The following is a 25,931-nucleotide window of genomic DNA, read 5'->3' as shown; positions in this document are numbered from 1 at the left end:
GAAACGGGTCCCGGAAGACATCGCCGTATGACAGGGCATTAAAAATATTTTTGATAGAACTTCTTTTGCCGGACGCGTGTTACTTTAAATAAGCAAACGTATTCACCGGCCGGTATTTGGGACTGCGGCGGAAAAATTCGTTAAAAAAAGCTGTATGCGTTGCGCCCATCAGGATAAAAACACGGTCGTTTTTTGTAAGCGGCAACTGGTTCAGGTTGGAGAACATTACCAGGTTGCGATGATAAAACCTGGCGGCCTGATCGGCACCCTCCGCATTCCCCTTTGTAGAAACATAGGTGAGCAGGTCTGCATTTACATTGATCAGATAATCGAGGCTTTGCGGGTGATTGATTAATTTAAGGCGGTCTTTAACCCCCATTGTTTTTTCATTCCGGGTCTTTGCAAATGCTTCCACCAGTTTATTGTATTGCGGTATCGTGGTTGAATCCGTCTTTTGCTGCAGCGTCCTAAAAAGCGCATAGTTATAGTTCTCATGAAAATCGATCCCGTATATCCGGGTGGCACCGCTCAGCCGGCCAACTTCATAAGCCAGGAGCTGGATCTCCGACAGGTTTTTGAATTCCATATCGGGCGTTTTTAAGTACGACTGATATTCCGCCTGTAACGCCTCATTCCGTTCCGGCACCCGTTCTACAATAATAACGGTAGGCTTAAACGCCGCCAGCAGCTTTGCAACAGCGTGCACCTCCTGCTGATTCTTTTTGTCTGTTTTGTCAAAGTCTACTTTTGTAGCATCCGGTGTATATCCCATATGGAAGGTTCCGAAGTTTAATACAGGAATCGCATCATCAAACTTATCTTTAAATACAGGGCGCTGTCCATGGGCTACCATCGAAAGGGAGAAGCCGCATAGCAGGCAGAAGGAACGGATACGCATCATAAAATGTTTTTTCAAATTTGTAAAACGGGGCCGATGTAAAGAAAGAAACTCTGCAAACACCCTTTTTTTGTCTGCAAACAGGTTGGTTATTTCCTCATTTCCCACGTACTTCACATAAAATACTACGGGCATGTTCCGGAAAAAAACGGCAATCAGTATTCACCTGGTATTCTGGGTCTTGTTTATAGGGATCCGGTTTATCCGGATCGGGTATGCCCCTGCAATCAGGCTGCAGTTCCCGGGCCTGAGGTTCTTTGATGTGTCTTACCTGGCCATCACTGCGCTGGTGTTTTATATCAATTACTTTTTTTTACTGCCATTTTTCGGCAAAAGGAAGCCGGTTATCAAATACCTGCTGCCGGTGCTGACCAGCTATGTGTTGTTTTTATGTATCCGGTATGGTTTTGAGCAGGTGATCAGCCCGGCTGTTTGGGGATACCGGAATTATTATGGCACGCCCCCGTTGTGGTATTACGCGTATGACAACCTGTATTATGCCTTTCCCGCTGTTGTGCTCAGTACCATTATGTGGGTATTGATCCATAATATCCGCCTGATGGAAGAAAATGCGCAAATGAAGGTACAGCAGGCTTCGGCGGAAATAAAGTTTTTAAAGGCCCAGGTAAATCCCCATTTTATCTTTAATACCTTAAACAATATTTACGCCCTTGTATTTAACCGGTCTCAGGCCGCACTGCCGGCCATAGAGGCCCTGGCGGGCATGATGCGTTTTACCACGTATGAAGCCGGGGCGGAAACCGTTTTCCTCACGGAAGAAGTACAGTATATTGATAACCTGATTGCGTTGGAACAGCTCCGGCATGAAGCCCCCTTGCACCTGCAGTTTAAAAAAAGCATCGCCAACGGGCAGCAGTTGGTTCCTCCGTTTATGATTTCCCCTTTTATAGAAAATGCGCTTAAGCATGGAATAGTGGATGATGCCGCATCGCCGGTGACCATTGTGCTGGAAACTACGGCTTCCCGGCTAACGCTGGAGGTAACCAATAAGATCAGCACACGGCATAAAGATACCGTAGGGGGCGTTGGCCTGGAAAATATAAAGCGGCGCCTGAACTTTTATTATCCCAACCGGCACCGGTTGCAATGCACTACAACCGGGCGTATCTATAATGTGTATTTACAAATAAATTTTTGACCCAAACTAAAATGATCCGCTGTGTGATACTGGACGATGAGCCGCTTGCAGTAACCTTGCTCAAAAATTATATTGAGCAAACGGAAGGGCTGGCTGTAATGGCCTGTGGAACAAAGTGGCAGCCCTTGATTTCCTATCTGGAGGAAGGGCTCGCCGACCTGGTATTTATGGATATCCGGATGCCGGAAAAAACAGGCATGGAACTGATGGCCCGGTTTAACCGGCAAAACTGTTTCGTAATCACCTCGGCGTATCCGCAATATGCTGTTGAGAGCTACCAGTACCAGGTGATCGACTATTTATTAAAACCGATAAGTTATGACCGGTTTGTAAAAAGCATTGTAAAATTCCGGCAATGGAAGGCCCTGCCGCAATCCGTGCCGGTGCTTTATATTAAGGAGAGCGGTGTGCAGCACCCCGTCCGGGAGGATGAAATCGTATATATTGAAGGGTTACGAGATTATATCCGTATTTACACGGTCCGGCGCAGTTTTATGGTGCTTACCAATTTGAAAGATATACTGCAGCGTTTATCGCAGCAGCAGTTTATGCGGATCCATCGTTCTTACATTGTAAACTTGCATAAACTGGAAAAAATACAGGCGGGTTCCGTGGTAGTTGGTCAAAAGGAGCTTCCGGTTGGCGATACCTACCGGAAGGCGTTTCTGATGCGGATACAGGAGGCCGGGGGCGCATAAAAAAAAGGCACTTCCACCGGAAGCGCCTTGAAAAATGTATCATGTATCCGTTAATCCATCTTCTCCGGCCGCATCTGCGGGAAGAATAATACATCCTGTATGGATGGCTGATTTGTGAGCAACATCACCAGGCGGTCTACACCAAAGCCAATACCTGAGGTAGGCGGCATACCATATTCCAGCGCCCGTAAAAAGTCATAATCGATGTACATCGCCTCTTCATCACCCCGCTCCAGCAATTTTGCCTGCTCTTCAAACCGCTCACGCTGTTCAACAGGATCGTTTAATTCAGAGTAGGCGTTTGCTATTTCCTTTCCGTTAATCATCAGTTCAAAACGCTCTACCAGTCCCGGTTTGCTGCGATGCTTCTTGGTAAGCGGGCTCATTTCCACCGGGTAATCAATAATAAATGTGGGTTGCACATAATGCGCTTCGCATTTTGCCCCAAAGATCTCGTCGATGAGTTTGCCCTTACCCATGGTTTTGTCTACATGGATGTTCAGTTCGCCGCAAACCGCGCGCAATCCTTCTTCATCCAGGGCACTTACATCGTGGCCGGTATGCTCCTTAATGGCATCATAAATAGAAACGCGTTGAAAAGGTGCCTTAAATGAAATGGTTTTATCTCCAACCGGAACATCGGTGGTGCCGCAAACATCCTGTGCCGCTTTTTCCAGCAGTTGTTCGGTTGTTTCCATCATCCAGTAATAGTCTTTATAGGCCACATAGAATTCCAGGATGGTAAATTCCGGGTTATGGGTGCGGTCCATTCCTTCGTTACGGAAGTTACGGCTGAATTCATACACCCAGTCAAAACCACCCACGATCAATCTTTTCAAATAAAGCTCATTGGCAATGCGCAAATAAAACGGAACATCCAGTGCATTGTGATGTGTTTTAAACGGACGCGCCGCTGCGCCTCCCGGAATGGATTGCAGCACCGGCGTTTCCACTTCCAAAGCACCCTCCTTATTCAGAAATTCCCGGATCGAGTTCACCAGAAGGGTACGCTTCAGGAAGGTTTCCCGCACTGCCGGGTTAATGATCAGGTCTGCATAACGCTGCCGGTACTTGAATTCCGGATCGGTAACTTCGTCAAAAATGTTCCCTTCCTCATCCCGTTTTACTACGGGTAATGGCTTTAATGATTTTGCCAGCAGGGTAAGGGTTTGCGCGTGGATCGAGGTTTCACCGGTTTTGGTAATAAATACGAAACCGGTTACGCCGATAAAATCACCCAGATCGAGCCCGTGTTTTACCACGTTCTCCCAAAATGATTTATCCTCACCGGGGCAAAGTTCGTCCCGCTTTACATAAAGCTGGATCAATCCCTGTTTGTCCTGGATCTTAATAAAAAATACCTTTCCCTTATCATTGATGCTCATGATACGGCCGGCCACACATACCTGGGCAAATTCCTCTTTCTTTTCTTCAGTAAAATTATTTTTGATATCTGCAGAAAAATGACTTACCGGGAACAATGCTGCCGGGTAGGGGTCAATACCTGCCTCTTTTAATTTTTGTAATTTTTCTCTTCTTATTTTCTCCTGTTCGGAAAAGGATTGTGTACTCATGAACTGCTCCAGATTTTTATGAGCGGCAAAGATACTTTTTTGGGAACATTTTTCGGGCCTTATCATTCCCGAAAGCGGGCCGCTTCCCGTAAAGGTAGTTACAGAACGGTCTCTGTACTGTGTCAACCCTGCGTTTTTACATATACGATCTGGTATTTTTGGGTGCATAACATTTTTTGTATTATTTATGAACGCGAAGTGCGCAAAGGACCCGCAAGGAGGGCAACGAGAGCCATAATGATGAATGTCTTAGCGACCCTTGCGAAAAAAACCTTGCGTTCCTTGCGGTTGAAATTAAATCACATAGCAAATGCAGCGTGTAATAAAAATGTTATGCAACCGTATTTTTGGAGCTGCTTCTTTATATTTATCTTTGTTGTAATATAAAAGCATGTCTCAAAACCTGTACAAAACGGAGGCCTTCACCATCGAATATATCCCGGGCGCGGATATTTTAAAAGGAGATTTCCTGAAATGTAAAAGCTCGGATGAATATGTAACCGCCATCCGTGCATTTAAGGAGGCGTATGAACGGGTGCTTCCCCGGTATACTTTCTGGGACAATACCAAATTCGGGCATATTATTACACCGGAGGAGCAGAAATGGACAGATGCTTTTCTGAATTATCCCGCTGCACAAAAAGGGGTAACCGAGAAAGTAGGTATCCTGGTGAGCCGGGATATACTCGCCATGCTTTCTGTGTATGAAATTTTTGAGGAGGGCAAGGCCCCGCTAAGGCCCGGGTTCTTTTCCCACGAAAACCAGGCATTGGAGTGGCTAACCAGAAAAGAAGCCCCTGTTGCCCCAATTCCGGACACCAGGCCCCTGATTGCAGTGGAGTGGGATGCCGAAAAGGCAAAAGCCGTACTCCGCATGGAAATTGAAGCACCAGACCTCCCGTATTACCTGAACCGGTTCCGGCGCTTTTTAAGCGACCATGATTTTTTGGTAGCGCATCTCCGGCTTTTCCAGGAACTTACCCGGAGAGAACGGAAGATCCTGTCGATGGTGATCAACGGGCAAAATAATGGGGAAATTGCCGAACTGCTCTTTATCTCCTGCGAAACCGTAAAAACCCACCGCAAAAACATTATGCGGAAACTGGGCTGCTCCAGCTACAGCGAACTGATGCGGTTTGGATTGTTCCTTTAAGCCTGTTTTTTAGTGTCTGCTACGCCAGAGCCCCTGTTTTCCGGCCGCACTGTTGGGATCAATATTTTGTAATAATTTATACATATTTCAAATTTCTTATTACAATTTTGTGATAATATATTTGTGATATTTTTTTCTATTACAGATATTTTATTACAGAAAAATGGCGCCCGTTTGTTTTAAAGGCCGCTGTTGGCAACGATGGGACTGGTCCTTTTTTATCGAACGGTCCGGTATTTATGCGAACGCTCAGGGCTGCGGTTGCGGGAAGGGGTCCGCTCCATATTCCGCATCTTCATATGCTGCGGCTCATAAAAATCTTCAATCCGCCCCGGGCCGGGTATGATCATTTTAAAATTCCTCGTCGTATCTTTAACAACGCTATTTTCTTTGTAAACAGGGGCTTAGCGATCCACTTAAAAAAACAAAATGGAGTACACGGCCTTATTACAGGATGCGGAAGCATATGTAAGGCAATATATTGCCCGGCATCCCAAACCGGAGTTGTATTATCACAACCTGGAACATATCATCCACGCGGTTACTGCGGCAAAACAAATTGCAGATCATTACCAGCTTCCGGAGCGGGAATATGCCATCGCAGTGGTCGCTGCCTGGTTTCACGACCTGGGCTATTATGCAGGAGACCGGGTTGGGCACGAAGCAACCGGTGCCGGGCTGGCGGCCGAATTCCTTGCTACGAAAAAAGCGGATGCCGCCTTTATAACCGCTGTTGCCGGATGTATACAGGCTACAAAAATGCCCCAGCAGCCTGCCAACCAGCTGGAATCCATTGTGTGTGATGCCGATCTCTTCCACCTGGGCACCTCCAATTTTGAAGCGTTTAATAAGCTGATGCGGAAAGAAGAAGAAGCCGTTTTTCAGAAAAAGATCTCAAAAGATGAATGGCGCCAGAATGCCATCCGGCTGCTGCAACAGCACCGGTATCATACCGATTACTGCCGGTTGCTTTTGAATGATAAAATGCAGGAAAACCTGGAGAAGCTGCTGGCCAAACAGCAGGAAAAACAACAGGAAGCTCTATTACCGGTAGCGGAGTCAGCGGGAGAACCGGCTGCTTCCGGCAAAAAGAACCCGAAAGATCCAGGCCGGGGTATCGAGACCATGTTCCGCATCACCTCTACCAATAACCAGCGGCTGAGCGATATGGCCGATAACAAGGCGCAGATACTCATTACCGTAAACTCAATCATTCTTTCGGCCATTATCACCTTATTGTTACGAAAGCTTGATGGAAAAGACCCGTTGGTGTACCCGACCTTCCTTATCCTTTCCACCGCAGTGGTTACGATGGTGGTAGGCATCCTGGCTACACGCCCCAGTTTGCCCAACGGACTGTTTACACAGGAAGAAGTAGATTCAAAAAAGATCAACCTGCTGTTCTTTGGCAATTTTTACCGGATGCACCTGGATGAGTATGCTTCCGGCATGCGGAAAATTATGGGCGACAAGGACTTCCTGTACGATACTTTGATCAAGGACGTGTTTTCACAGGGAGTGGTGCTGGGCCGCAAATACAAATTGCTACGGCTGGCCTACAATATTTTTATGTTCGGGATCATCTTTTCGGTGATCGGGTTTTTAATTGCTATGATTCTTAACGACTAACGGTCAATAAAGCGCGATGGAGCTATTGCAAAAATGGAACGACCGTGATATCAGCTGGTTACAGTTTAACGGCAGGGTGCTGGAAGAAGCAGCGGGGCCGGAAGTGCCCTTACTGGAGCGGATTAATTTCCTGGCCATTTATTCTTCGAACCTGGACGAGTTTTACCGGGTGCGTATGCCGGTAATAAAGGCGATCGGAAAACTGGAAGCCGATACAAGGCTCCCTGTAATGGAGGAGGTAAAAGAGTTGATCAACCGGCAACAGCAGCGATTCGGCGCTATTTTGCAAGAACAGATCATTCCCGCACTCCGGCTTGAGAAAATCCACCTGGTGTATCACGAACCCATTCCCGAGGGTATCCGCGCTACATTAAATGCCTATTTCTTTGATGTACTGGCAGCATATATTGTATTGATACCGCTGGATGCGGAAAAACCGGCATTCCTGGAGAATAACAAACTGTACATGCTGGTACACCTGGAGCAGCACGGCAAAGGGTGCAATTACATTATAAATATTCCCTCAGATAAGGTTCCGCGCTTTTTGCACACCAGTTGCGATGGTATTACCTACGTGCTTTTTATAGAGGATATCATCCGGATATACCTGGATATAATCTTTAAAAATGCCATTGTTAAAGGCGCCTATAATATTAAAATAACCCGGGATGCGGAACTGAACTTGCGGGACGAATATGCGGGAGACATTGCGGTAAAAATAGAAGAGGAAATTCAGAAGCGGGATTTTGGGCTGGCCACGCGTCTGTTATATCCCCCCGATCTGCCGCCGGCATTGCTGCATACACTGATCGATACGTATGGACTGCAGGGCGCCAATACCACATCCGGCGGGTACTATCACAATCTGAAAGACTTTTTTTCGTTCCCGGTGAAGCCCCCATTCCTGCTTTATCCTCCGGAGCCGCCCTTTTCAATGATACCGGAAGTGGCTTCCCTGTTTGATCATATCGCAGAAAACGATTTTATCGTGCATACACCCTATGCCTCTTACGATGCGGTACTGCGGTTTTTTAATGAAGCGGCAATGCGGCCGGAGGTAGCAGAAGTATACACAACCATGTACCGCGTGGCAAGGGATTCGAGGATCGCGAATGCGCTGATCGCGGCTGCCCGGAACGGAAAAAAAGTTACGGCTTTTGTAGAGTTAAAGGCCCGGTTTGATGAGGAGAACAACATCCGGTGGGCGAAGACCATGAAGGCGGCCGGGGTGAAGATCATCTACAGCATTCCGGGATTAAAGGTACACGCCAAGGTAGCCCTGGTCAGGGTCAGCCACCAGGGACGGTTAAAAGACTATGGTCTCTTTTCCACCGGCAACTTCAATGAATCCTCTGCCCGCGTTTACACGGATTATATCCTGTTTACCGCCCGCCCGGTCCTGTTAAGAGAGTTGGAGCTACTCTTTATTTTTCTGGCAAAACGCCGCAAACCGGCGCCTGAAGAGCATGGCATTTTTAATACCCTGCTGGTGGCACAGTTTAACCTGCAGCGGGAATTCATACACCGGATTGATACAGAGATCATGCATTCCCGCGAAGGCCGGAAGGCCGGCATTACCATTAAACTCAACAATCTTGAGGAAGAGGTCATGATCGCTAAACTGTATGAAGCCAGTTGTGCCGGGGTAACGGTGAACCTGATCGTACGCGGCATCTGCCGGATCGTGCCCGGTGTGGAAAACTTAAGCGAACGGATTAAAGTAAAACGGATCGTAGACCGTTATCTGGAACATGGGCGCATCTTTTTGTTTGAGAACAACGGAGACCCGCAGATATTCCTCGGATCTGCCGATTGGATGAACCGGAACCTGTACCGGAGAATTGAAGTTTGTTTTCCCATACTTGATCCGGCATTGAAAAATGAATTGATGACCATCCTGCAAATGCAGTGGGAGGATACAGCAGCGGCTGTATGGATTGGAGAAGACGCCCGGAATATACCCTCGTCCGGAAACAAAAATGATTTCAGATCGCAAAGGGAGATTTACCTTTACTTAAAAGAAAAATACGGAAAATGAATAAATTCGGCATGCTGCTTTTTTCCCTTGCAACAGCATCCTGCATGGGACAAAAGGAATATACGAGCCCCGCCGGCTATGACCTGTCCCGGCCCGAAACTTTTAACATGCCCGTTATCCTGGACGAGATCTCGGGAATTACCTTCGCAGGCGGCGACTCACTTTATGCGGTTCAGGACGAAAGTGGAACCGTATTTCATTTTAAACCGGGCAGTAAAGAACTGGCGGCTACAAAATTTGGAAAAAAAGGCGATTATGAAGACCTGGCGGTAAGCAACGGCCATATGGTAATCTTGCGCAGTGATGGCAGTTTGTTTGCATTTCCAGTGAATGAAACAGCTTTGAATGAGGCCGTTTCGGTGCAGGAATGGAAAAAGCTGGTGCCGGAAGGAGAATATGAAGCACTGTACGCGGACCCGGTTAGCGGAGACCTATACGTGCTCTGTAAACAATGCAAAGCGGATAAAAAAACAAGCCAGGTAACAGGCTATTTATTACAATGGAGCGGCAGCGAACTAGCGGTTAAAAGCGCGTTTACGCTGGATGCGGCAACCCTGCAGGAAAATAAATCAAAAAAAAATACGCTAAAGCCCAGTGCGCTGGCCCGGAATCCAAAGACCGGCGAATGGTATGTATTGTCTTCTGTAAACAAAATGTTGCTGGTAGCGGATCCGCAATGGAAGGTAATAGGAATGCATGCCCTGAAGCCATCACTTTACGCCCAACCGGAGGGGATTGCATTTGACAAAGCGGGGAATTTATGGATCAGCAACGAAAAAAATCAGGCAGCTTATGGCGCCGTTTTAAAGTTCGCGCGTAAACAATAGCCCCTATGCTGAAAAAAATTATCGGATATCTTTTTTTATGCATTCCGTTTGCCGGGGTACGGGCACAGGACTCCGTTCAAAACCGCCTGATATTGATCGGGGATGCGGGTGAAATCAATCCCCATCAGTCGGAGGTAATTAAAACAGCAGCGGAGAACGTATTGGGTCAAAAAACCATCGTATTGTTCCTGGGAGATAATATTTATCCTAACGGGATGCCGCTGAAAGATACCGCTGCCATTACTGCAGCCGAAAAAATTCTGTCGGCACAGTATGAACCCATGCTTCAAAACGGCGCAAAAGTGATCTTTGTACCTGGTAACCACGATTGGGACCGGATGGGCAAACAAGGGTATCAAAAGATTCTGGCGCAGGACGCTTTTTTGAACGGACAAAACAATCCCCGCCTGCAACTGGCGCCCGGAAAAGGCTGTCCCGGCCCGGAAGAAATCCCCGTTTCGGAAAATGCAGTACTGATCGCCTTCGACAGCGAATGGTGGCTGTTTCAGCATCAAAAAACCAGTGAGGACTGCGCCTGTGATACAAAGGAAGCCTTCCTGGAAAAGTTTTCTGAGATCGTAAACCGTAACCGCGGTAAAATGATCTTCCTGGTTTGCCACCATCCTTTTCAAAGCTATGGCGTGCATGGAGGCTATTACAACCTAAAGGATCATATTTTTCCGCTTACCAACCTGAATAAGGCGCTTTATATTCCCCTGCCCGTGATCGGATCGCTTTACCCCCTGCTCCGGAGCAGCATTCCTAACCCCGAGGACCAGGGGCACCCCCTGTATAAAGAGATGACAGCCCTTATCGACAGTGTGTGCGCCGGGTACAAAAACCTGGTGCATGTGGCGGGGCACGAACACGGACTGCAATTTATTAAAGGGCAGGAAGTACAGATTGTAAGTGGAGCGGGTGCTAAAAACGCCTATGTGAAAAAAGGAAGGCATAGCCTTTTTGCAAAAAAGAACAGCGGGTTTGTAACTATAGATCTCCTGACCGGAGGCGCATTAAAGGTCCGCTATTATATGATGGAAGGCGGACGCATACAGGAAGCATTTACGTACCGTCTGCCATTTATAACGCCGGAGTTGCAGTGGACGGCAGTGAGGAACACAACACTGGCAACAGCAGATAGTGTAGTCGTGCGTACTAATGCAGCACTTGACAAGCCAGGACCTGGCCATCGCATCTGGTTCGGAGAAAATTTCAGAAAAGAATGGGCGGCGCCTACCAAATTGCCGGTGCTGCGGATTTCGGAGATCAGCGGGGGGCTTTCGCCGATAAAGGAAGGTGGTGGACTTCAAACCAAATCGCTCCGGCTGGTAAACCCCTCGGGGAAAGAGTGGGTGCTGCGCAATGTAAATAAGAATATGGAGATCCTCCTGCCGGAAGCGCTGCGGAATACGTTTGCCAAGGACGCCATTACCGATGCGTTGAGCGGGCAACACCCTTTCTCAGCACTTATTGTACCACCTATCGCCAATGCGGTTGGGGTGCCGCATGCCAATCCGGTAATTGGGGTAGTGGCGCCCGATACAGCACTGTTGCCCTATGCGGATAATTTTTTCAATAAGGTTTGTTTACTCGAAGAACGGGAGCCGATCGGGAAATCGGATAATACCGAAAAAATGTATAAGAACCTGCTGAAGGACAATGACAATACCGTAGACACTGCTACCTACTTTAAAGCCCGCCTGGTAGACCTGCTGATCGGGGATTGGGACCGGCATGAGGATCAATGGCGCTGGGCCTATGATAAAAAGAAGAAAGATCGCCGGTATATACCAGTGCCCCGCGACCGCGACCAGGTATTTCATGTGGTGCAGGGCATATTGCCTACCATCGCCTCCGGACCGTCTATAATGCCGCGGCTGCATGACTTTTCCGGCCGAATCAAAAAGATCAACGCCTACTTTATGGCGGGGAGAGGGTTGAACGGTAATTTCTTTAATCAATATGATTATAACCAGTGGATACAGCTGGTACAGGAGTTTACTGCTGCAGTGACGGATTCGGTATTGGAAACCGCGCTGAAGCGGCTGCCCGCGGCGTCCTATAACATGGATCATGATAAGTTTCTGGAGATCCTGAAAGAACGGCGAAGCCGCCTTCCGGAAGCCATGACCACTTACTACCGGTTCTATAACCGGGTGGTAGATATACAAACCTCCGACAAGAAGGAGCTGGTGCAGATTACCGATGCCGGCAACCGTGGTCTGAAGATCAGCATTCATAAGATCAATAAGGACGATGCGGTTTCGGATCAGTTGTTTGAACGGATATTTGACCCGGGCGTTACCAAAGAGATCCGCCTGTATATACATTCCGGTAAGGACAGCGTGGTAATTAACAGCCATTCAAAAATACGGCTACGCATCATCGGCAACAAGGATGAAAAGCAATACCAGGTGCTTTCGGGGAGAAAAAATATCCGGGTATATGGCAGGAAAAACAGTGTGCATTTTACCGGTGCGGATATGAGCATCCGCAAGCGGTTGTCAAATGACAGTGCCAATACAATGTACGTACCTACAGATCTTTACAACCGGTACATGATTCATCCCAATCTTGGATTTAACAGGGACGATGGGATTATGCTGGGACTAGGTGTACGGTTTGTAAACCAGGGGTTCCGGAAAAAGCCCTATGCGAATTCGCATCAGTTGTCGTACCTGCATTCCTTTTCCTCCGGGGCTAATAGCTTCCGTTTTAAAAGCGACTGGCTGCACGCCATAGGTCATGCAGACCTGGTGGTGACCGGCCGGGTGCTGGCCCCCGATAATGTGCAGAATTTCTTCGGCCTGGGTAACGGAACCGGGTATGATAAATTGAAAGGCGTTGGCTACTACAGGGCCCGCTTTACGCTGGTGGATATTGCACCGGGGTTAAGATGGCGCATAAAAAATACGAGGACCCTGGCGGTTTCGCCATTTTTTCAGCATTACCACTACGATAAAGACGATAACCAGGGCAAGCTGATCGCAACACCTTCCCTGGTTGGCACTTATGATAGTGCCTCTGTAGATCAGAACAAAAATTACACGGGACTTGTTGTAAACTATGAGGCAGATTCCAGGGATGATCAATTACTGCCCACATCGGGCGGGCTGTTGAACCTGCGGGTCCAGGGGTTTAAAGGGTTGAACGCCAGTGCCCGGGATTTTGCGCAGCTATTGCTGGAATTGTCGCTTTTCAGAAAAATAGGCGCCACCGGGAATGTAGTCTTTTCGGATCGCATTGGTGGCGGAACCACGGTGGGGGATGCGCCGTTTTACCAGTCGCTGTTTTTAGGCGGGCAGGAAAATTTGCTGGGATACCGGAAATTCCGGTTTGCCGGTGCGCATCTTTTATATAACAACCTGCAGCTACGTATAAAAATTGCGGATCTGGGGAGTTATATCCTGCCCGGGCAACTGGGTTTTTCCGGGTTCTTTGACGCCGGTAAAGTGTGGGCGGAAGGACATAATAGTACTCAAATTCATACCGGTGTAGGCGGAGGGCTTTATTTTGTACCGGCACAGATTGCCGTGGTACAGGTTCTCGCCGGGTATTCCAGGGAGGGTTGGTATCCTCATTTTAGTCTCGGATTCAGATTTTAACTACCATGCAAACCAAATTACTCGATTTAGCAAAATGGAAAGCCGTGCGCATCGACGGGTTAGAGAATGCGCTTTCCTTTGACCCGCTGATCCAATATCTTAAAGACCGGATCAGCCGGGAAACAACTGTAAAAAAACATTTTTTTGAATTTGTTCTTGAAAAACTGCTGGCCAATCCGCATCTGAAAGAAGAACTGATGCCGGAAGAGATGGTGCATTTTAAAGATGAGCTCGAATTGGTGTACTGTTTGGTAGAGCCGGCGCTTGCAGAAGAGCAAAAAACGATATGGGCACTAAGCGTGCCCCTGGATCCCCAGATCATATGTGGCACGGATGCCTTTTACGAGATGATGGAGGGCAATAATGAGGTCTTACACCGGTCCATGATCCAGTCGATACAGGACAAATCCATGGTGCAGAAACGGATGGAATTTGTGTATTCGGTCATCTTTGAAAAACTGTATGGCCAGCAGATTCCGATTGGTAACGAGGTAAGTTATGCCATGTCCTATGTAGAAGACGGATTGCCCCGGTATTTTAAAATCAATATCGATACGCGGTTTGTGGATGTAATCGCCAAGGGAGAACTGCCACCGCTTAACCTCATTGAGTGGGCAAAAGATATAAAGGGCGAGGACTATGACTGGAGCCAGGGGATCAAACAGCTGCCGCTGCATTTATTTAAGTTCAGAGGGCTGGCCGTCATTACTGTAACAGAAATCACGCAGGAACATGCGGTAGAGCGCATCAAGGAAGTGGTGCTCAGCAGGCACCGGTTTGCTCTAAAAGAAGATACCGAACAGGTGATTCATTCATTAAAAGTGCTAATGGGGAGTCCTGCCATCGAATTTGGCCTGCTGCCCAACCTCCGGGTGAACAATAAGCTGGTATTTACGCTTGAAAGCGGCAATAACAGTATCCTGCTGCAGCCCAATCATTGCATCGACAACGGGAAAAGTTTTCAGAAACTGGCAGAGGAATACCTGAATCATCCCAAACCGGTATTGATCGATGAAACGGTTCAGACAGAAGATGCCAGGCAATTACTGCAGTTTTTAAATATGGCCGGTATCCAGGCCTATGCGTTGTTCCCGATTTTTCACAGCAACGAAGTTGCCGGTGTGCTGGAGATTTACTCTTATAAAAAAGATGTGCTCAATCTTCAAAGCCTGGTGAAGCTGAAAGACGCCATCCCGGTCATTGCACAATTGCTAAAAAATGCAATAGATGAGTTTGATAACCACCTGGACAGTATTGTAAAAGACAAGTTTACCGCTCTGCAACCGGCCGTTCAATGGAAATTTAACGAGGCGGCATGGAATTATCTGCGCGATAACCGCCTGTCGTCGGATCAGAAGCGGACAATCGGTAAAGTATCGTTTAAAAAAGTATACCCGCTTTACGGAGCGATTGATATCCGCAATTCTACCATCGAGCGAAATAAAGCGATGGCGGCCGATGCTGCCTTTCAGCTGGAACTATTGATCGGTTTGCTGGACCAGATCCGTGAACGGACCGGATTGTTGCTGGTAGACGATATGATCGGAAAATGCCGGAAATGGCTTTCCGGTATCAGTCATGATATCCGGGATTCTGAATACGGCAAGCTCAATGAGTTCCTGGAAAATAAAATAACTCCGTTCCTGAAGGATCTGAATGAAAAGGACCGGGAATTGCGGCCGCTTATTCAACCCTACCTGGTGGAGATTGAAAGCAATACCGGAAGTGTACTTAAGCATATCAGGGTATTTGACAATGCGCTCAAAACCGTGAATAATACGATCAATGCCCGGCTGGAGCAATTCAATAATGAGCTTCAGAGCTTCTATCCTTTCTATTTTGAAAAATTCAGGACCGACGGTTTTGAGTTTGATATCTATATCGGCCAGGATATTGCGCCGCATAAACCCTTCAGCCGGTATTACCTGCAAAACCTGCGGTTAAGGCAACTGCAGGTAATGGCAGAGATTGCACGGGAAACACATGCGCTGCTGCCCCGGTTGGAAATACCCCTGCAAACCACTCAGCTGATCTATATCCGTTCGGCGCCTATCGATATTGTTTTCCGGCAGGATGAGCACAAGTTTGATGTGGAGGGCAGTTATAATATCCGGTACCAGGTGATCAAAAAAAGAATCGATAAAGTGCGGATTCTGCAAACGGGAGAGCGGCTTACGCAACCGGGAAAGATTGCGTTGGTATACCTCAATGAAAGCGAAACCCGCGAGTACCGGGATTATATTGCCTATCTGCAGGAAGAAGGACTGCTGCTGAACGATCTGGAGGCTGTGGAGCTTGAAGAGTTGCAGGGCGTGACTGGCCTCCGTGCATTGCGGGTGGGGATAAATGTTGAGAAAAGGGATGAAGTTGTTCCCGATGAATTTACTGGTGCCACAAAGGAGGCCTAGGTTTTTTGAAGTTTGGCTTTTGCTGAGAAGGTTGCGGTAACAAGAGAAACCGGATCGTTATAATAGTCGTTGCGCTCTTCGCGTAATCCCGGTGCCTTTGCGGTGTAAATTGAACCGCAATGAGGGTTGGATTATTGTAATTTCATAGCGCTCTTTGCGTAACTCTGGCGTCTTTGCGGTAAAAAAGAAATCGCAATGTACGCAATGCATCTGCAAGGTTGCAACAGAAACTGAGGGTATTGAAATTTCCCCGCGTTCCTTGCGGAGGACCTTGCGCGCCTTGCGTTAAAAAAACTGCAATATAACTAACAACTTCATAGACATAAAGAACCGGTCTTTTCCGTTTTTGAATTATATTTATAAGGCGATGCGAATGCGATCGCGAAGAAGAACACACCTTTTATTAAACATCAAAATAGCTACCTATGACAGAGAATGAATTGTCCAAAATTGTATTTGATGCTGCGTTAAAAGTGCATCAGCAGTTAGGCCCCGGATTATTAGAAAGCGCCTATGAAGCATGTTTGTTTTATGAGTTGTGCAAAAGCGGGCTTTTTATCCGGAAACAAAATGCGCTGCCACTCATTTACGAGGAAATAAAGCTGGATGCAGATTATCGCGTGGATCTGATGATCGAGAATAAACTGATTGTGGAAATAAAAGCCGTGGAATCACTCAATGATATTCATTTGGCGCAGGTGCTGACCTATTTAAAACTTTCGGGTTGTAAACTCGGATTGTTGATCAATTTTAATGTAACCCTTATTAAGAATGGAATCAAAAGAATTGCAAATCATTTATGACCGGTGCCTGCCAGCGTTAGTGACGCTATTCTTGTGAAAAAAATTGAACCGCTACGGACGCAATGCACCCGCAAGGGTCAGCGAGAACCGGAGAATTGTGAATGTCCTTGCGTTCTTAGCGTAATCCTTGCGCACATTGCGTTAAAAATTGAACCGCTATGTGCGCAAAGCATCCGCAAGGGTCGCAACGAGAACCGGAGAATTGTAAACATCTTTGCGTTCTTAGCGAGGGACCTTGCGCGCCTTGCGTTTAAAAAGAAACCGCTAAAGCGCAATTTTCCCAACTTATCCGCCCCGGTGCTGTTTCAGATGCGCTACCAGCTTGGAAGAACGGTATCCGAAATCCGCTCCAAAGCTGTTGATCACTGTTCCCTTGATCTGGTGCTTTTGAGAGGAGATCGCAAACACAATGCTTTCATCTGCCGGATCGGTCATCCCTTCAAAACGATACACTTCATCAATCTCAAATTCTTCCGGCGACAATTCCAGGGAGTGCTGGTTGCAATAAAGACAATCCTTTTCTTCCATTGCCAGGAAGTCTTCCGTATATCCACGACGGATCAGGTCATCTACGGCTTCACTTAAGGTGTCGTAACTATAATGAGGCGTTTGGGCATTCATAACAAGGAGCTTTTGTCTGTCAAAGGTACTCCTTTTATAAGTGGAAACGAGGATAGACAGAGCAGCAGCAGTCCGCAATGCGGCAATAGCCGTTTGTATCTGACGCATTATTGCGCCATCGGCAGGTACTTTTTCCGGTTGTCGATGATGATCCAGATCAGGATCAGTGCCATAGGCAGCACCATTGGTAAACCGGAGGGGTCCATCGTGAAATGATGCAGGAGAATACCGGTCATGATCGGGAAAAGGACCAGCGCGCCCAATGCCCGCGTTTTGGGAATGATCACCAGGATACCTCCTGTAGTTTCCATGGTTGCCAACAGGGGCATCAGCCATTTTATTTTCATAAAGGCACCGAAGGCTTCCATTTGCTCCGGGGTGAGCTTGGGCACCGGCATGTAATTAAAAAATTTGTTGAGGCCGGCATTGAGGAACATCAATGCAAACAGGGTAAAGACGATCTGTTTTACAATTTTCATTTTGCTGGGTTTAGTGGCTCAAAATTAAAATCGCGCGCCTGCAAAAACGCCCTACTATATTATACGATAGCTGGTAAACTTTAGTAAAGCTGTTCCCTCCGGATATAGTTAAAACTGGCAATCACACGGTCCATGCCATCGGTGGCGGCCGAAGGGGTTTCCACAATTCCGTACAAAAATCCGGCCTGTTTTTTCAACGGCTGCAATGCATGGAAGTTCACAATGCCAGCGCCGGCGTTTACGGCTGTTCCCCCGGCATCCACGTCACGCAAATGCCAGAGCGGAAAACGCCCGGGGTAGGTTTCAAAAAGGGTTTCCGGCGCTGTGCCGGCCTGTACCGCCCAACCAAGATCCAGTTCAAAAGATACCAGTGCAGGATCGGTATTTTTCAACAGGATATCGATCGGGCGCTCGCCCTCCACGGGAGTAAATTCAAAATGATGATTATGATAGCCGAAATGAACATCCGCTTTCCGGGCAATGCCTCCGGTATGATTGTAATTTTCTGCGATCTGGTAATAGTCGGCAGCAGTACGTCCGGCATCCGGATAAAGCGAACAGATCAGGTAGGCGATGTTTAAAGTAGAAAGATCTTCCAGTACCTGGTGGATCGTTTCCGGTGAAACCGGCGCATGCGCTCCGATGCACTGTATTCCTGCTGCGTCAAGCTTTTGCCGGAATACAGCGGGTTTCAATCCAAAAATAGTGCGGGTATTTAAATCATAACCCGCGGCTTCTGCAAAGCGGAATCCGGTTGCCGCCAGTTTCTCCAGGGTTGGGTCAATACCCCGGGCCAGATCGTTTTTTACCGACCAGAGCTGAACGCCCAGCGGGATGGATATTTTATTTAAAAAACCGGACGTTGAAAGTCCGGTTTTTGAAGAATATGTCATTGGGCTGCTGTTTTAAAGCACTGCTAAAATTTAGTAAAATCCCATTCACCCCGGTACGAGCGACTACGCATCATATTGGCATAGGGGTTATCGAAAGCCTCTTTTACAGGATCCCATTTCAGGTCTTTCTGAAGCTCGTAAGCAATATTCACCGCGTTACAAACTGAAGCGGTCCGGTGACCGGTTTCCACATCGCAGATCGGTTTGGAGCGCTTTTTAATCGCATCTACCCAATCCTGATAATGATTATCGCTAAAATAGAGCCGTTTGTCACTGGTTTTAAATTTCAGCGAAGCCAGGTGCTCCGGATTGGTCCGCAGGAATCCCCTGCTTACTTCGATCTTCCCTTTATCGCCCACGAACTGGATGGCGTTGCCTTCTCCCCAGTTCTTGTGGTTTACTGTTATGCCATTGGCATATACAAACGAAAGCCCGTCCTTGGCGCCCGGGTTTTTGGGGGGAATGAATTTTATGGGTCCGGATTGATCCATTCCCAGCGCCCATTGCACAATATCGAACATATGGGCTCCCCAATCAGTAATCAGGCCACCGCCAAAACCGGCATAGCCGCGCCACCAGGCCCATTCCTTTGCTTCCAGCGGAGGTGCCAGAATTTTATTGAAGCCCCGGTATAATGAGGGGCCGATCCAAAGATCCCAATCCAGTCCGTCCGGAACCGGTTCTGTAGGCAGGTCGCACTGTTTTACCGGCTCACCCACCGAAACGTTGATCTCATTGATTTTACCGATGTAGCCGTTCGCTACCAGTTCTGCAGCCTGCCGGAAGTTAAACGAAGAACGTTGCATACTGCCGGTTTGAAAGACACGCTTGTATTTACGTGTGGCATTTACCATCGCACGTCCTTCGGCAATCGTAAGCGCCAGCGGTTTTTCGCAGTAGATATCTTTACCCGCTTTTGCGGCATCAATGGCAATTTGTGCATGCCAGTGGTCCGGGGTGGCGATGACAACCGCATCAATGTCTTTACGCTCCAGGAGCTCGCGGTAATGTTTGTACCCTTTTACATTGGTGGCTACTTTTTTTTCATTGGCTTTTTGGGCCAACCCGATAAAATGCTCCAGTTTTTTTTCATATACGTCACAGGCCGCCAGTACCAGTGTTTCTTTAGGCCCGTTAATAGCATTGACCAGTCCGTAAGACTGTTTTCCGGTTCCGATATATCCCAGGTTTATGCGGTCGCTGGGCGCAACAAACCCGTTGCCTCCTAAAACGGAACGGGGAATGATGGTAAATGCAAGCGCTCCCTTGGCGCTCTGACTGATAAAGTTTCTTCTTTTCATGTTTTGAATGGCTAAGCAGGCGGAGCCGGATCGTTTAAAAGGACCTTGCCTGTTGTTTTGTTTTAAATTTAATACTGACCATCCAAAACTACTAAATTGAATCTAAACTTCTTCTAATGACGCATTGAGTTTTTTGCTGCTTGCTTTATGCCTTTTTTTAGGGGGCTACTTTTCCATAAAATGGTCTACGGAGCATTTACCACTACCCAGGAGCACAATGGCAAGGCCGAGGCCAATGGCCAATAAATGATATTCGAATCCTTCTCCTTTTTGATTGCCGAACCAGTTCATAAAGAATCCATGTTGCCAGTGGTGCCCCATAATAATGGCTCCGGCCATCAGAACGATCAGCAGCAGCGCCATCAGCCGGGAAGCCAAACCCGCTACGAGAAAAATAGGGGCGATGAATTCGGTCAGAATTACCCCAACGGCCAGCAGCCAGGGCAGGCGGTAGTCTTGCTGCAGATGCATCAGCGTATTTTGAAAGTTCGTAACTTTTTGCCAGCCATGCGGCAGCATTACAAGGCCCAGTGTAAAACGGAGTACCAGGGAGGTGATTCCCGGAGTTTGATTAAGCATTTCCATGTTCATTTTTTTTAGTGATCAAAAAGCAAAACTGCTATTTGCTGCATTCAAAAAAAATGAAGCCGTACAGGAAAAATACTTGAACTGGTTCAAGATTTCTTGCGGGCGATGTGATGCCGGATCTTGCTGAGAAATTCTGCAGACATGCCCAGGTATGCGGCCAGCTGGTATTGAGGAATGCGGTGCACGATCTCGGGATACCGGTCAGCAAATTCCCGGTAGCGCTGCTCTGCGGTTTGGCTCATTGACGCAATTACCCGTTTTTGCAGCATAATAAAACTGCGCTGGTAAAGGATGCGGAAAAAACGCTCCAACTGCGGGATATTTTGGTAAAGATGCTCAAGCCCCGGCCGGTCGATCTGTAATACTGTTGTAGCTTCAAGGGCTTCGATATTGAACTGTGAAGGCGTATTGTACAAAAAGCTTTCATTGTCGTTTAGCCACCATCCCTCAATGCCAAACTGAACGATATATTCCTGGCCGTTGTCGTTGGTAAAATAAGAACGGAGGCATCCGTTGGTTACAAAGCTTAAATAGCGGCAAAAATCACCTTCCTGTACCAGGAATTGCCTGCGTTTCAGATTTTTCTGGTGAAACCCTTCAGCGATCAGTAGTTCTTCCGCTTTTGTTAAGGGAACCAGGGCTTTTATATGCTGAATTAATAAGGTGTGCATATTCCGTTATTCTTACCGTTACAGCTGATGTTACAGCAGCGCTCCGTTCTAAAGATAGGGGATTTGCTGCCGGTAATAAAGTTTTAGAAGCCCGCGGGTGCAGATAAAGGTATGGATGCATTACGGAAAGTTCCCGGTGGATGTGCGGACATTTTTCCGGACCTGCCTGGAGCCTCGGTGTTTTAAAATGATAAACCGTACTTTTAATCCCCGCGGGATGCCGCTTCAACAACAAACGGGCATAAAGAATATAATGGAACAGATCCGGAAGCTTTTTGAACAGCGCGAGCAGCTGAGCGACGCCGACTGGGATTTTTTTGCTTCAAAACTGGTACGACGGCCATTCAATAAAAAAGCATTGTTGTTAAAGACCGGCCAAACCGAGCATTATTTGTCGTTTATCGAAAAAGGAGCGGTTCGTTTTTATATCGACCGGGAAGATCGGGAACTTACCTTTGCGTTTGCCTTTGCCAATGGATTTGTAAGCGGCTACGATTCCTTCCTTACCCGGTTGCCTTCAGGCTACCATATCGAAACGCTTACGGAAACGGTTCTTTGGCGGCTTTCCTATGACGACCTGCAGGACGTGTACCGGCAAACCGCCGTTGGCAATGCAATCGGGCGATACGCGGGAGAAGAGCTGTTCCTGAAGAAATCCCGGCGTGAGCTTTCATTACTTAATGAAACAGCGGAACAACGGTACCTGAAACTTTTTACAGAACAGCCGGAGCTCTTACAAAAAATCCCGCTGAAATACATTGCGTCGTATATTGGCATTACACCCCAGGCATTAAGCCGTATCCGCAGGCGCATTTATTAATCCAGGTTCATTGTTTTGCGTAGCAGAGCGATAGAACTTTGCATAAAAAAAAGATGAAGCCCTTAATGGTATTACTGGTCACTTTTGCAATAGCTGCCGTTATATCCAAATTGATGCACAGGCCCGATGCGTGGGCGCTGTCTGGCCGCATCGCTATGGTCGTGATGCTGGTGTTTACGGCAACAGCACATTTCGTTTTTACAAAAGGCATGTCGATGATGCTGCCGTCGTTTATTCCCGGAAAAGCGGCGCTTGTATACAGTACCGGAGTGATGGAAATGGTAGCTGCTGTAGCCTTGCTCATTCCTGCGCTGCGGCTTCCTGCGGCCTGGTTCCTGGTGCTGTTCCTGGTGCTGTTGCTCCCGGCAAATGTATATGCGGCGTTGAAACATGTGGATTACCAGAAAGCTTCGTTTCACGGAAACGGGCCGGCCTATTTATGGTTCCGGGTACCACTGCAATTGTTTTTTATTGCCTGGATTTACCTGTCGGCAATAAAGGCATAAAATTTTTTAGTTTTGTACAGATTGCGGGAACCGGCGGGGATGAAGATTTAGTTTACGCACATGATACTTCAGATTACAAAAACAACACTGGATGTGATTGAGCCCTTCAGGGTGCTTTTCCTGAATGAAGGGGCCTTTCAGTTTGTGTGTAATAAATGCCATCTATATGGCTGGGCCGACACCTATCTTTTTACCGCTGACGGAATTCCTGTGGGATATGGAGCCGTATGGGGATCGGATAAACGCGAAGACCGGGATACCATTTTTGAGTTTTACCTGGAGCCTCCTTACCGGGAAATGGCCAGCCGCATTTTCAGGGAGTTTCAACGGGTCAGTAATACCATACAGGTAGAAAGTCAGACCAACGACCGGCTGCTGACCGCCATGCTATATGAAACCACGCGGAATATTTATGCAGAAGCGATCCTTTTTGAAGAAGCCTATACCTCCCGTCTGAAGATACCCGGCATTACATTCCGAAAGCGGGAGGCTACGGATGATATGGGTGATGATGACAGCACGCATGTATTGGTACAGGATGGCGTAATTGTTGCCAGTGGCGGTTTAATGCTGAACTACAATATCCCTTATGCAGATATCTATATGCAGGTAAAAGAAGCCTTCCGCGGACGGGGGGTGGGCGCATTGATCGTGCAGGAGTTAAAAAAGGAAGCCTATCGCATGGGCCGGGTGCCGGCTGCACGGTGTAACATTGAAAACATGGCCTCCAAATCCACACTGTTAAAAGCGGGGTTCCGTATTTGCGGTTTCCGTATCAGGGGCACTATTAAAAAATAGCAGACATTATGATCTATCAAACATTTTCACCGGGGGAGGACCTGGGTGCCTTTATAAAATGTTACTGGACGCTGGAAAGCGCGGAAGCATCAGCGCAGCGGCAACGGATCGTACCGGATGGATATGGAAATGATCTTTCATTATGGCGATCTGTACAGGCAGTATACGGATCAGGACTATTATATTATACAACCCCGGTGTTTTGTGATCGGTCAGCTCACACGCCCGCTGGAAATTGAGCCCACCGGAACTACGGGTATTTTTGCCGTACGTTTCCGGCCGGAAGGGTTTATTCCTTTTGCTACCTTACCCGTAAAGAAAATGGGAAACAGGGCCATTGCAACCACAGTGCTGTTTACTGCTGCCGGCAGCCAGCTAAACCAGCATATATTAAAGGCCGGAACAACTGCGGAACGTATTTCGATAACGGAAACCTTTTTACGGAAGCAGCTGTCAGATCAAAGAACGATTGACCACGTTGCCAAACAAACGGTTGAAATGATCCTGTCGGCAAATGGCCGTTGCGCTGTTGATGAACTTTCCGGGCAATTACAGATAAACCGCCGCCAATTGGAGCGGAGGTTTGCCACGATGATCGGGCTTAGTCCTAAACAACTTTCCCGGAACGTTCGTATGCAAACCGTACTGCGCCTGTTGCTGAACAACCAATATGACAGTCTTACCCGTCTTGCCTATGAAGGCGAGTATTATGACCAGGCGCATTTTATCCGGGACTTCGGGGCATTTAAACGGAAAAGAGCGGAAGCAGTCCTTCCCGATGAAACGAATGCGCTAAGCCATACCTGATCCGGTATTTTGCGGATGTTGCAAAAAATGGCGAACAAGATGTCTGCCCTTTCCATGTTCGCTGATGCGCGGAGGCGAGCATGATGGCAACAACCAGAATGGCGTCTTCAGATTATTCCTGATACGGGGATGCAGCGATTTTTTTGTAAATTCGGGAAATGCATGACAGGGGCGGCGCTGCGGGGAACAATACCGGCTCCGGCTTTTCCTGTTTTATTGTAACGGTCAAATCGCATCAGGTTATGCTGGACTCTTTATGGGTGATCGGTTTTTATGTTTTGTTGTTATTCGCCAGCGTTGCCGGAGGCATCTGGTATGCAGCCCGCTACCGGAAAAGGTCCCGCTGGGAAAGCTCCGGCATCGAAAATTCCATAGTCGGTATCTTTGGCCTCATCATTTCCTTTACCTTTTTGCAGGCAGGAAATGCACACCGGGAGCGGTTCGCCTATCTGCATAAAGAAGCGAACAATGTAGATGCGCTTTACCGCTACAGCAGGGAGCTGCCGGATTCCTTCCGGTTGTATACAAAAAACATGCTGCAGGATTTTTTAAAGAACCAGCTGGCCTATGAACAGTCCGGCAATACTGATTTTTTTTACAACGCCAAAAGACAAAGCGATGCCTATTGGGCGAACCTTGCCAAGCTGCAAAAACAACAGCACAGTGCCGCTATTGATAAAGTGGCGGAATATTTTGACCAGGTGCAGGATACGGTTTCGCTATTTGCGTATTCCAACTATGAACGGACTCCTGCATTCGTGATATTTTTGCTGGTGGTGGTTTCCGTTCTGATCGGTTTTTTAGTTGGATTTATGAACGGTGTAAAGGAAAGGGTTCATTATATGGTGCCGCTTATCTATTTTGTAACCGTATCGCTGACGATGCTCGTAATCAGTGATCTTAACAACCCCCGGCTGGGACTGATCAAGCCCAGTTATTATCACCTGCAGTTAACATTGGAATACATCCGGAACAACTGACCCGATGAATCATAAAATCAAAACATGGCGCATCAAATAAAAACACGCTGGTTGGTGGCTACGATAACCGTTGTTGCCTGGTTTGCCATAATCCTTCAGCTTTACCTGATGCTGCTGTATACAAAAAACCCCGTTGGGGAGACCTTGCTGCGTTTTTTTAGTTATTATACGATTCTTACCAATGTGCTTGTTGCCGTTTATGGTTCCATGCTGCTGATAAAACCTTCCGGCCGGCTGAAAGCGTTTTTGATGCAACCTGCAACCGCAACAGCGATTGCCGTGTATATAACAATTGTAGGCCTGGTATATAACCTGGTATTACGTAGGTTGTGGAGTCCGGAGGGGTGGCAATGGCTGGTGGATGAGTTGCTACATGTGGGCGTTCCCCTGCTCTTTATCCTGTATTGGTTCGCTGGGGTATCCAAATCCGCACTGCGATGGAAGCAGATCCCAGGTTGGCTGATCTATCCTGCTGTATATGCCATCTGTATCTTTTTACGGGGGTCGCAATCGGGCTTTTATCCCTATCCTTTTATTGATGTAACCGCATTGGGCTATCCGCGGGCATTGTGGAACAGTGTCGTTTTAACAGGGGGATTCCTGTTGGTTTCCGCTGCATTTGTAGGACTGGGTCGCTGGCTGACCCGCGCAAACCCCTCGGGCTAAGAAGCCCGG

General features: G+C 47.6%; 23 protein-coding genes and 1 pseudogene. 16 read left to right on the top strand and 8 right to left on the bottom strand.

Features of this window, described 5'->3' with window-relative positions; all coding sequences use genetic code 11:
* Window positions 1-79: 79 nt before the first annotated feature.
* Complete coding sequence (locus LL912_RS17280) at window positions 80-901, bottom strand: DUF5694 domain-containing protein (protein ID WP_235554836.1); 822 nt, start codon at window positions 899-901, stop codon at window positions 80-82.
* Between the two features lie 130 nt (window positions 902-1,031).
* Between LL912_RS17280 and LL912_RS17275 the strand changes: the two genes are divergently transcribed.
* Together LL912_RS17275 and LL912_RS17270 are read left to right on the top strand one after the other, a co-directional pair.
* Window positions 1,032-2,057 (top strand): sensor histidine kinase, encoded by a 1,026-nt coding sequence (locus tag LL912_RS17275; RefSeq protein ID WP_235554835.1) that lies wholly within the window; start codon window positions 1,032-1,034, stop codon window positions 2,055-2,057.
* Window positions 2,054-2,755, top strand: a complete 702-nt coding sequence (locus tag LL912_RS17270; RefSeq protein WP_235554833.1) for a LytR/AlgR family response regulator transcription factor — start codon at window positions 2,054-2,056, stop codon at window positions 2,753-2,755. Before LL912_RS17275 ends, LL912_RS17270 begins: the two co-directional genes overlap by 4 nt.
* A 50-nt stretch (window positions 2,756-2,805) precedes the next feature.
* On the opposite strand, the gene lysS is transcribed toward LL912_RS17270, so the two are convergent.
* Window positions 2,806-4,455: a lysine--tRNA ligase gene (gene lysS, locus LL912_RS17265; RefSeq protein ID WP_235554831.1), complete on the bottom strand. Its 1,650-nt coding sequence runs from the start codon at window positions 4,453-4,455 to the stop codon at window positions 2,806-2,808.
* A gap of 265 nt (window positions 4,456-4,720) precedes the next feature.
* Between lysS and LL912_RS17260 the strand changes: the two genes are divergently transcribed.
* The 7 genes from LL912_RS17260 (at window position 4,721) to LL912_RS17230 (ending at window position 16,792) form a co-directional block, all read left to right on the top strand.
* Window positions 4,721-5,482, top strand: coding sequence for a helix-turn-helix transcriptional regulator (locus tag LL912_RS17260; protein ID WP_235554829.1), 762 nt, complete (start codon window positions 4,721-4,723; stop codon window positions 5,480-5,482).
* 429 nt (window positions 5,483-5,911) lie between these two features.
* Window positions 5,912-7,111 carry a Pycsar system effector family protein gene (locus LL912_RS17255; RefSeq protein WP_235554828.1) on the top strand — a complete coding sequence of 400 codons (1,200 nt, stop codon included), beginning with the start codon at window positions 5,912-5,914 and terminating at the stop codon, window positions 7,109-7,111.
* A gap of 16 nt (window positions 7,112-7,127) precedes the next feature.
* A complete protein-coding gene (gene ppk1, locus LL912_RS17250; protein WP_235554827.1) occupies window positions 7,128-9,149 on the top strand; it encodes a polyphosphate kinase 1 in 2,022 nt (673 codons plus the stop codon).
* Window positions 9,146-9,976 (top strand): SdiA-regulated domain-containing protein, encoded by an 831-nt coding sequence (locus LL912_RS17245; RefSeq protein WP_235554826.1) that lies wholly within the window; start codon window positions 9,146-9,148, stop codon window positions 9,974-9,976. Before ppk1 ends, LL912_RS17245 begins: the two co-directional genes overlap by 4 nt.
* Before the next feature lie 5 nt (window positions 9,977-9,981).
* Window positions 9,982-13,581, top strand: a complete 3,600-nt coding sequence (locus LL912_RS17240; RefSeq protein ID WP_235554825.1) for a BamA/TamA family outer membrane protein — start codon at window positions 9,982-9,984, stop codon at window positions 13,579-13,581.
* Window positions 13,582-13,586: 5 nt separating this feature from the next.
* A complete protein-coding gene (locus LL912_RS17235; RefSeq protein ID WP_235554824.1) occupies window positions 13,587-15,989 on the top strand; it encodes a GAF domain-containing protein in 2,403 nt (800 codons plus the stop codon).
* A gap of 425 nt (window positions 15,990-16,414) precedes the next feature.
* Window positions 16,415-16,792 carry a GxxExxY protein gene (locus tag LL912_RS17230; protein ID WP_235554823.1) on the top strand — a complete coding sequence of 126 codons (378 nt, stop codon included), beginning with the start codon at window positions 16,415-16,417 and terminating at the stop codon, window positions 16,790-16,792.
* Between the two features lie 285 nt (window positions 16,793-17,077).
* Here LL912_RS17230 and LL912_RS17225 read toward each other — a convergent pair whose 3' ends face one another.
* The 6 genes from LL912_RS17225 to LL912_RS17200 all read right to left on the bottom strand — a co-directional run bounded on the left by LL912_RS17225 (window position 17,078) and on the right by LL912_RS17200 (window position 21,345).
* Window positions 17,078-17,521 carry a phosphoribosylpyrophosphate synthetase gene (locus LL912_RS17225; protein ID WP_235554822.1) on the bottom strand — a complete coding sequence of 148 codons (444 nt, stop codon included), beginning with the start codon at window positions 17,519-17,521 and terminating at the stop codon, window positions 17,078-17,080.
* Entirely contained in the window at window positions 17,521-17,892 is a 372-nt protein-coding gene (locus LL912_RS17220) for a DoxX family protein (protein WP_235554821.1), read from the bottom strand. The genes LL912_RS17225 and LL912_RS17220 overlap by 1 nt, the downstream gene beginning before the upstream one ends.
* Before the next feature lie 80 nt (window positions 17,893-17,972).
* Window positions 17,973-18,785: a sugar phosphate isomerase/epimerase family protein gene (locus LL912_RS17215; RefSeq protein WP_235554820.1), complete on the bottom strand. Its 813-nt coding sequence runs from the start codon at window positions 18,783-18,785 to the stop codon at window positions 17,973-17,975.
* A 23-nt stretch (window positions 18,786-18,808) separates the two neighbouring features.
* Window positions 18,809-20,086 carry a Gfo/Idh/MocA family protein gene (locus tag LL912_RS17210; protein WP_235554819.1) on the bottom strand — a complete coding sequence of 426 codons (1,278 nt, stop codon included), beginning with the start codon at window positions 20,084-20,086 and terminating at the stop codon, window positions 18,809-18,811.
* Between the two features lie 165 nt (window positions 20,087-20,251).
* Entirely contained in the window at window positions 20,252-20,671 is a 420-nt protein-coding gene (locus tag LL912_RS17205) for a DoxX family protein (RefSeq protein ID WP_235554818.1), read from the bottom strand.
* Between the two features lie 89 nt (window positions 20,672-20,760).
* A complete protein-coding gene (locus LL912_RS17200; protein ID WP_235554817.1) occupies window positions 20,761-21,345 on the bottom strand; it encodes a Crp/Fnr family transcriptional regulator in 585 nt (194 codons plus the stop codon).
* A gap of 217 nt (window positions 21,346-21,562) precedes the next feature.
* On the opposite strand from LL912_RS17200, the gene LL912_RS17195 reads away from it, so the two are divergent.
* The 7 genes and pseudogenes from LL912_RS17195 (at window position 21,563) to LL912_RS17170 (ending at window position 25,922) form a co-directional block, all read left to right on the top strand.
* On the top strand, window positions 21,563-22,165 hold the full coding sequence (locus tag LL912_RS17195) for a Crp/Fnr family transcriptional regulator (protein ID WP_235554816.1): 603 nt from the start codon (window positions 21,563-21,565) through the stop codon (window positions 22,163-22,165).
* A gap of 53 nt (window positions 22,166-22,218) precedes the next feature.
* Window positions 22,219-22,671, top strand: a complete 453-nt coding sequence (locus LL912_RS17190) for a DoxX family protein (protein WP_235554815.1) — start codon at window positions 22,219-22,221, stop codon at window positions 22,669-22,671.
* Window positions 22,672-22,731: 60 nt separating this feature from the next.
* Window positions 22,732-23,469 carry a GNAT family N-acetyltransferase gene (locus LL912_RS17185; protein ID WP_235554814.1) on the top strand — a complete coding sequence of 246 codons (738 nt, stop codon included), beginning with the start codon at window positions 22,732-22,734 and terminating at the stop codon, window positions 23,467-23,469.
* A gap of 8 nt (window positions 23,470-23,477) precedes the next feature.
* A pseudogene (locus LL912_RS26270) lies at window positions 23,478-23,748 on the top strand (DUF6597 domain-containing transcriptional factor); the annotation flags it as partial.
* A 42-nt stretch (window positions 23,749-23,790) separates the two neighbouring features.
* Window positions 23,791-24,276 (top strand): helix-turn-helix domain-containing protein, encoded by a 486-nt coding sequence (locus LL912_RS17180; RefSeq protein ID WP_406603627.1) that lies wholly within the window; start codon window positions 23,791-23,793, stop codon window positions 24,274-24,276.
* 158 nt (window positions 24,277-24,434) lie between these two features.
* The gene (locus tag LL912_RS17175; RefSeq protein ID WP_235554812.1) at window positions 24,435-25,256 is read left to right on the top strand and encodes a bestrophin-like domain; all 822 of its coding nucleotides are present in this window, start codon (window positions 24,435-24,437) and stop codon (window positions 25,254-25,256) included.
* A gap of 24 nt (window positions 25,257-25,280) precedes the next feature.
* On the top strand, window positions 25,281-25,922 hold the full coding sequence (locus LL912_RS17170; protein ID WP_235554811.1) for a Pr6Pr family membrane protein: 642 nt from the start codon (window positions 25,281-25,283) through the stop codon (window positions 25,920-25,922).
* The last annotated feature ends 9 nt before the right edge of the window (window positions 25,923-25,931 follow it).

Source organism: Niabella agricola (assembly GCF_021538615.1).
Classification (GTDB): Bacteria; Bacteroidota; Bacteroidia; order Chitinophagales; family Chitinophagaceae; genus Niabella; species Niabella agricola.
Note: the sequence above shows the minus strand (reverse complement) of the source record. Positions and strands in the feature narration are given on the sequence as shown.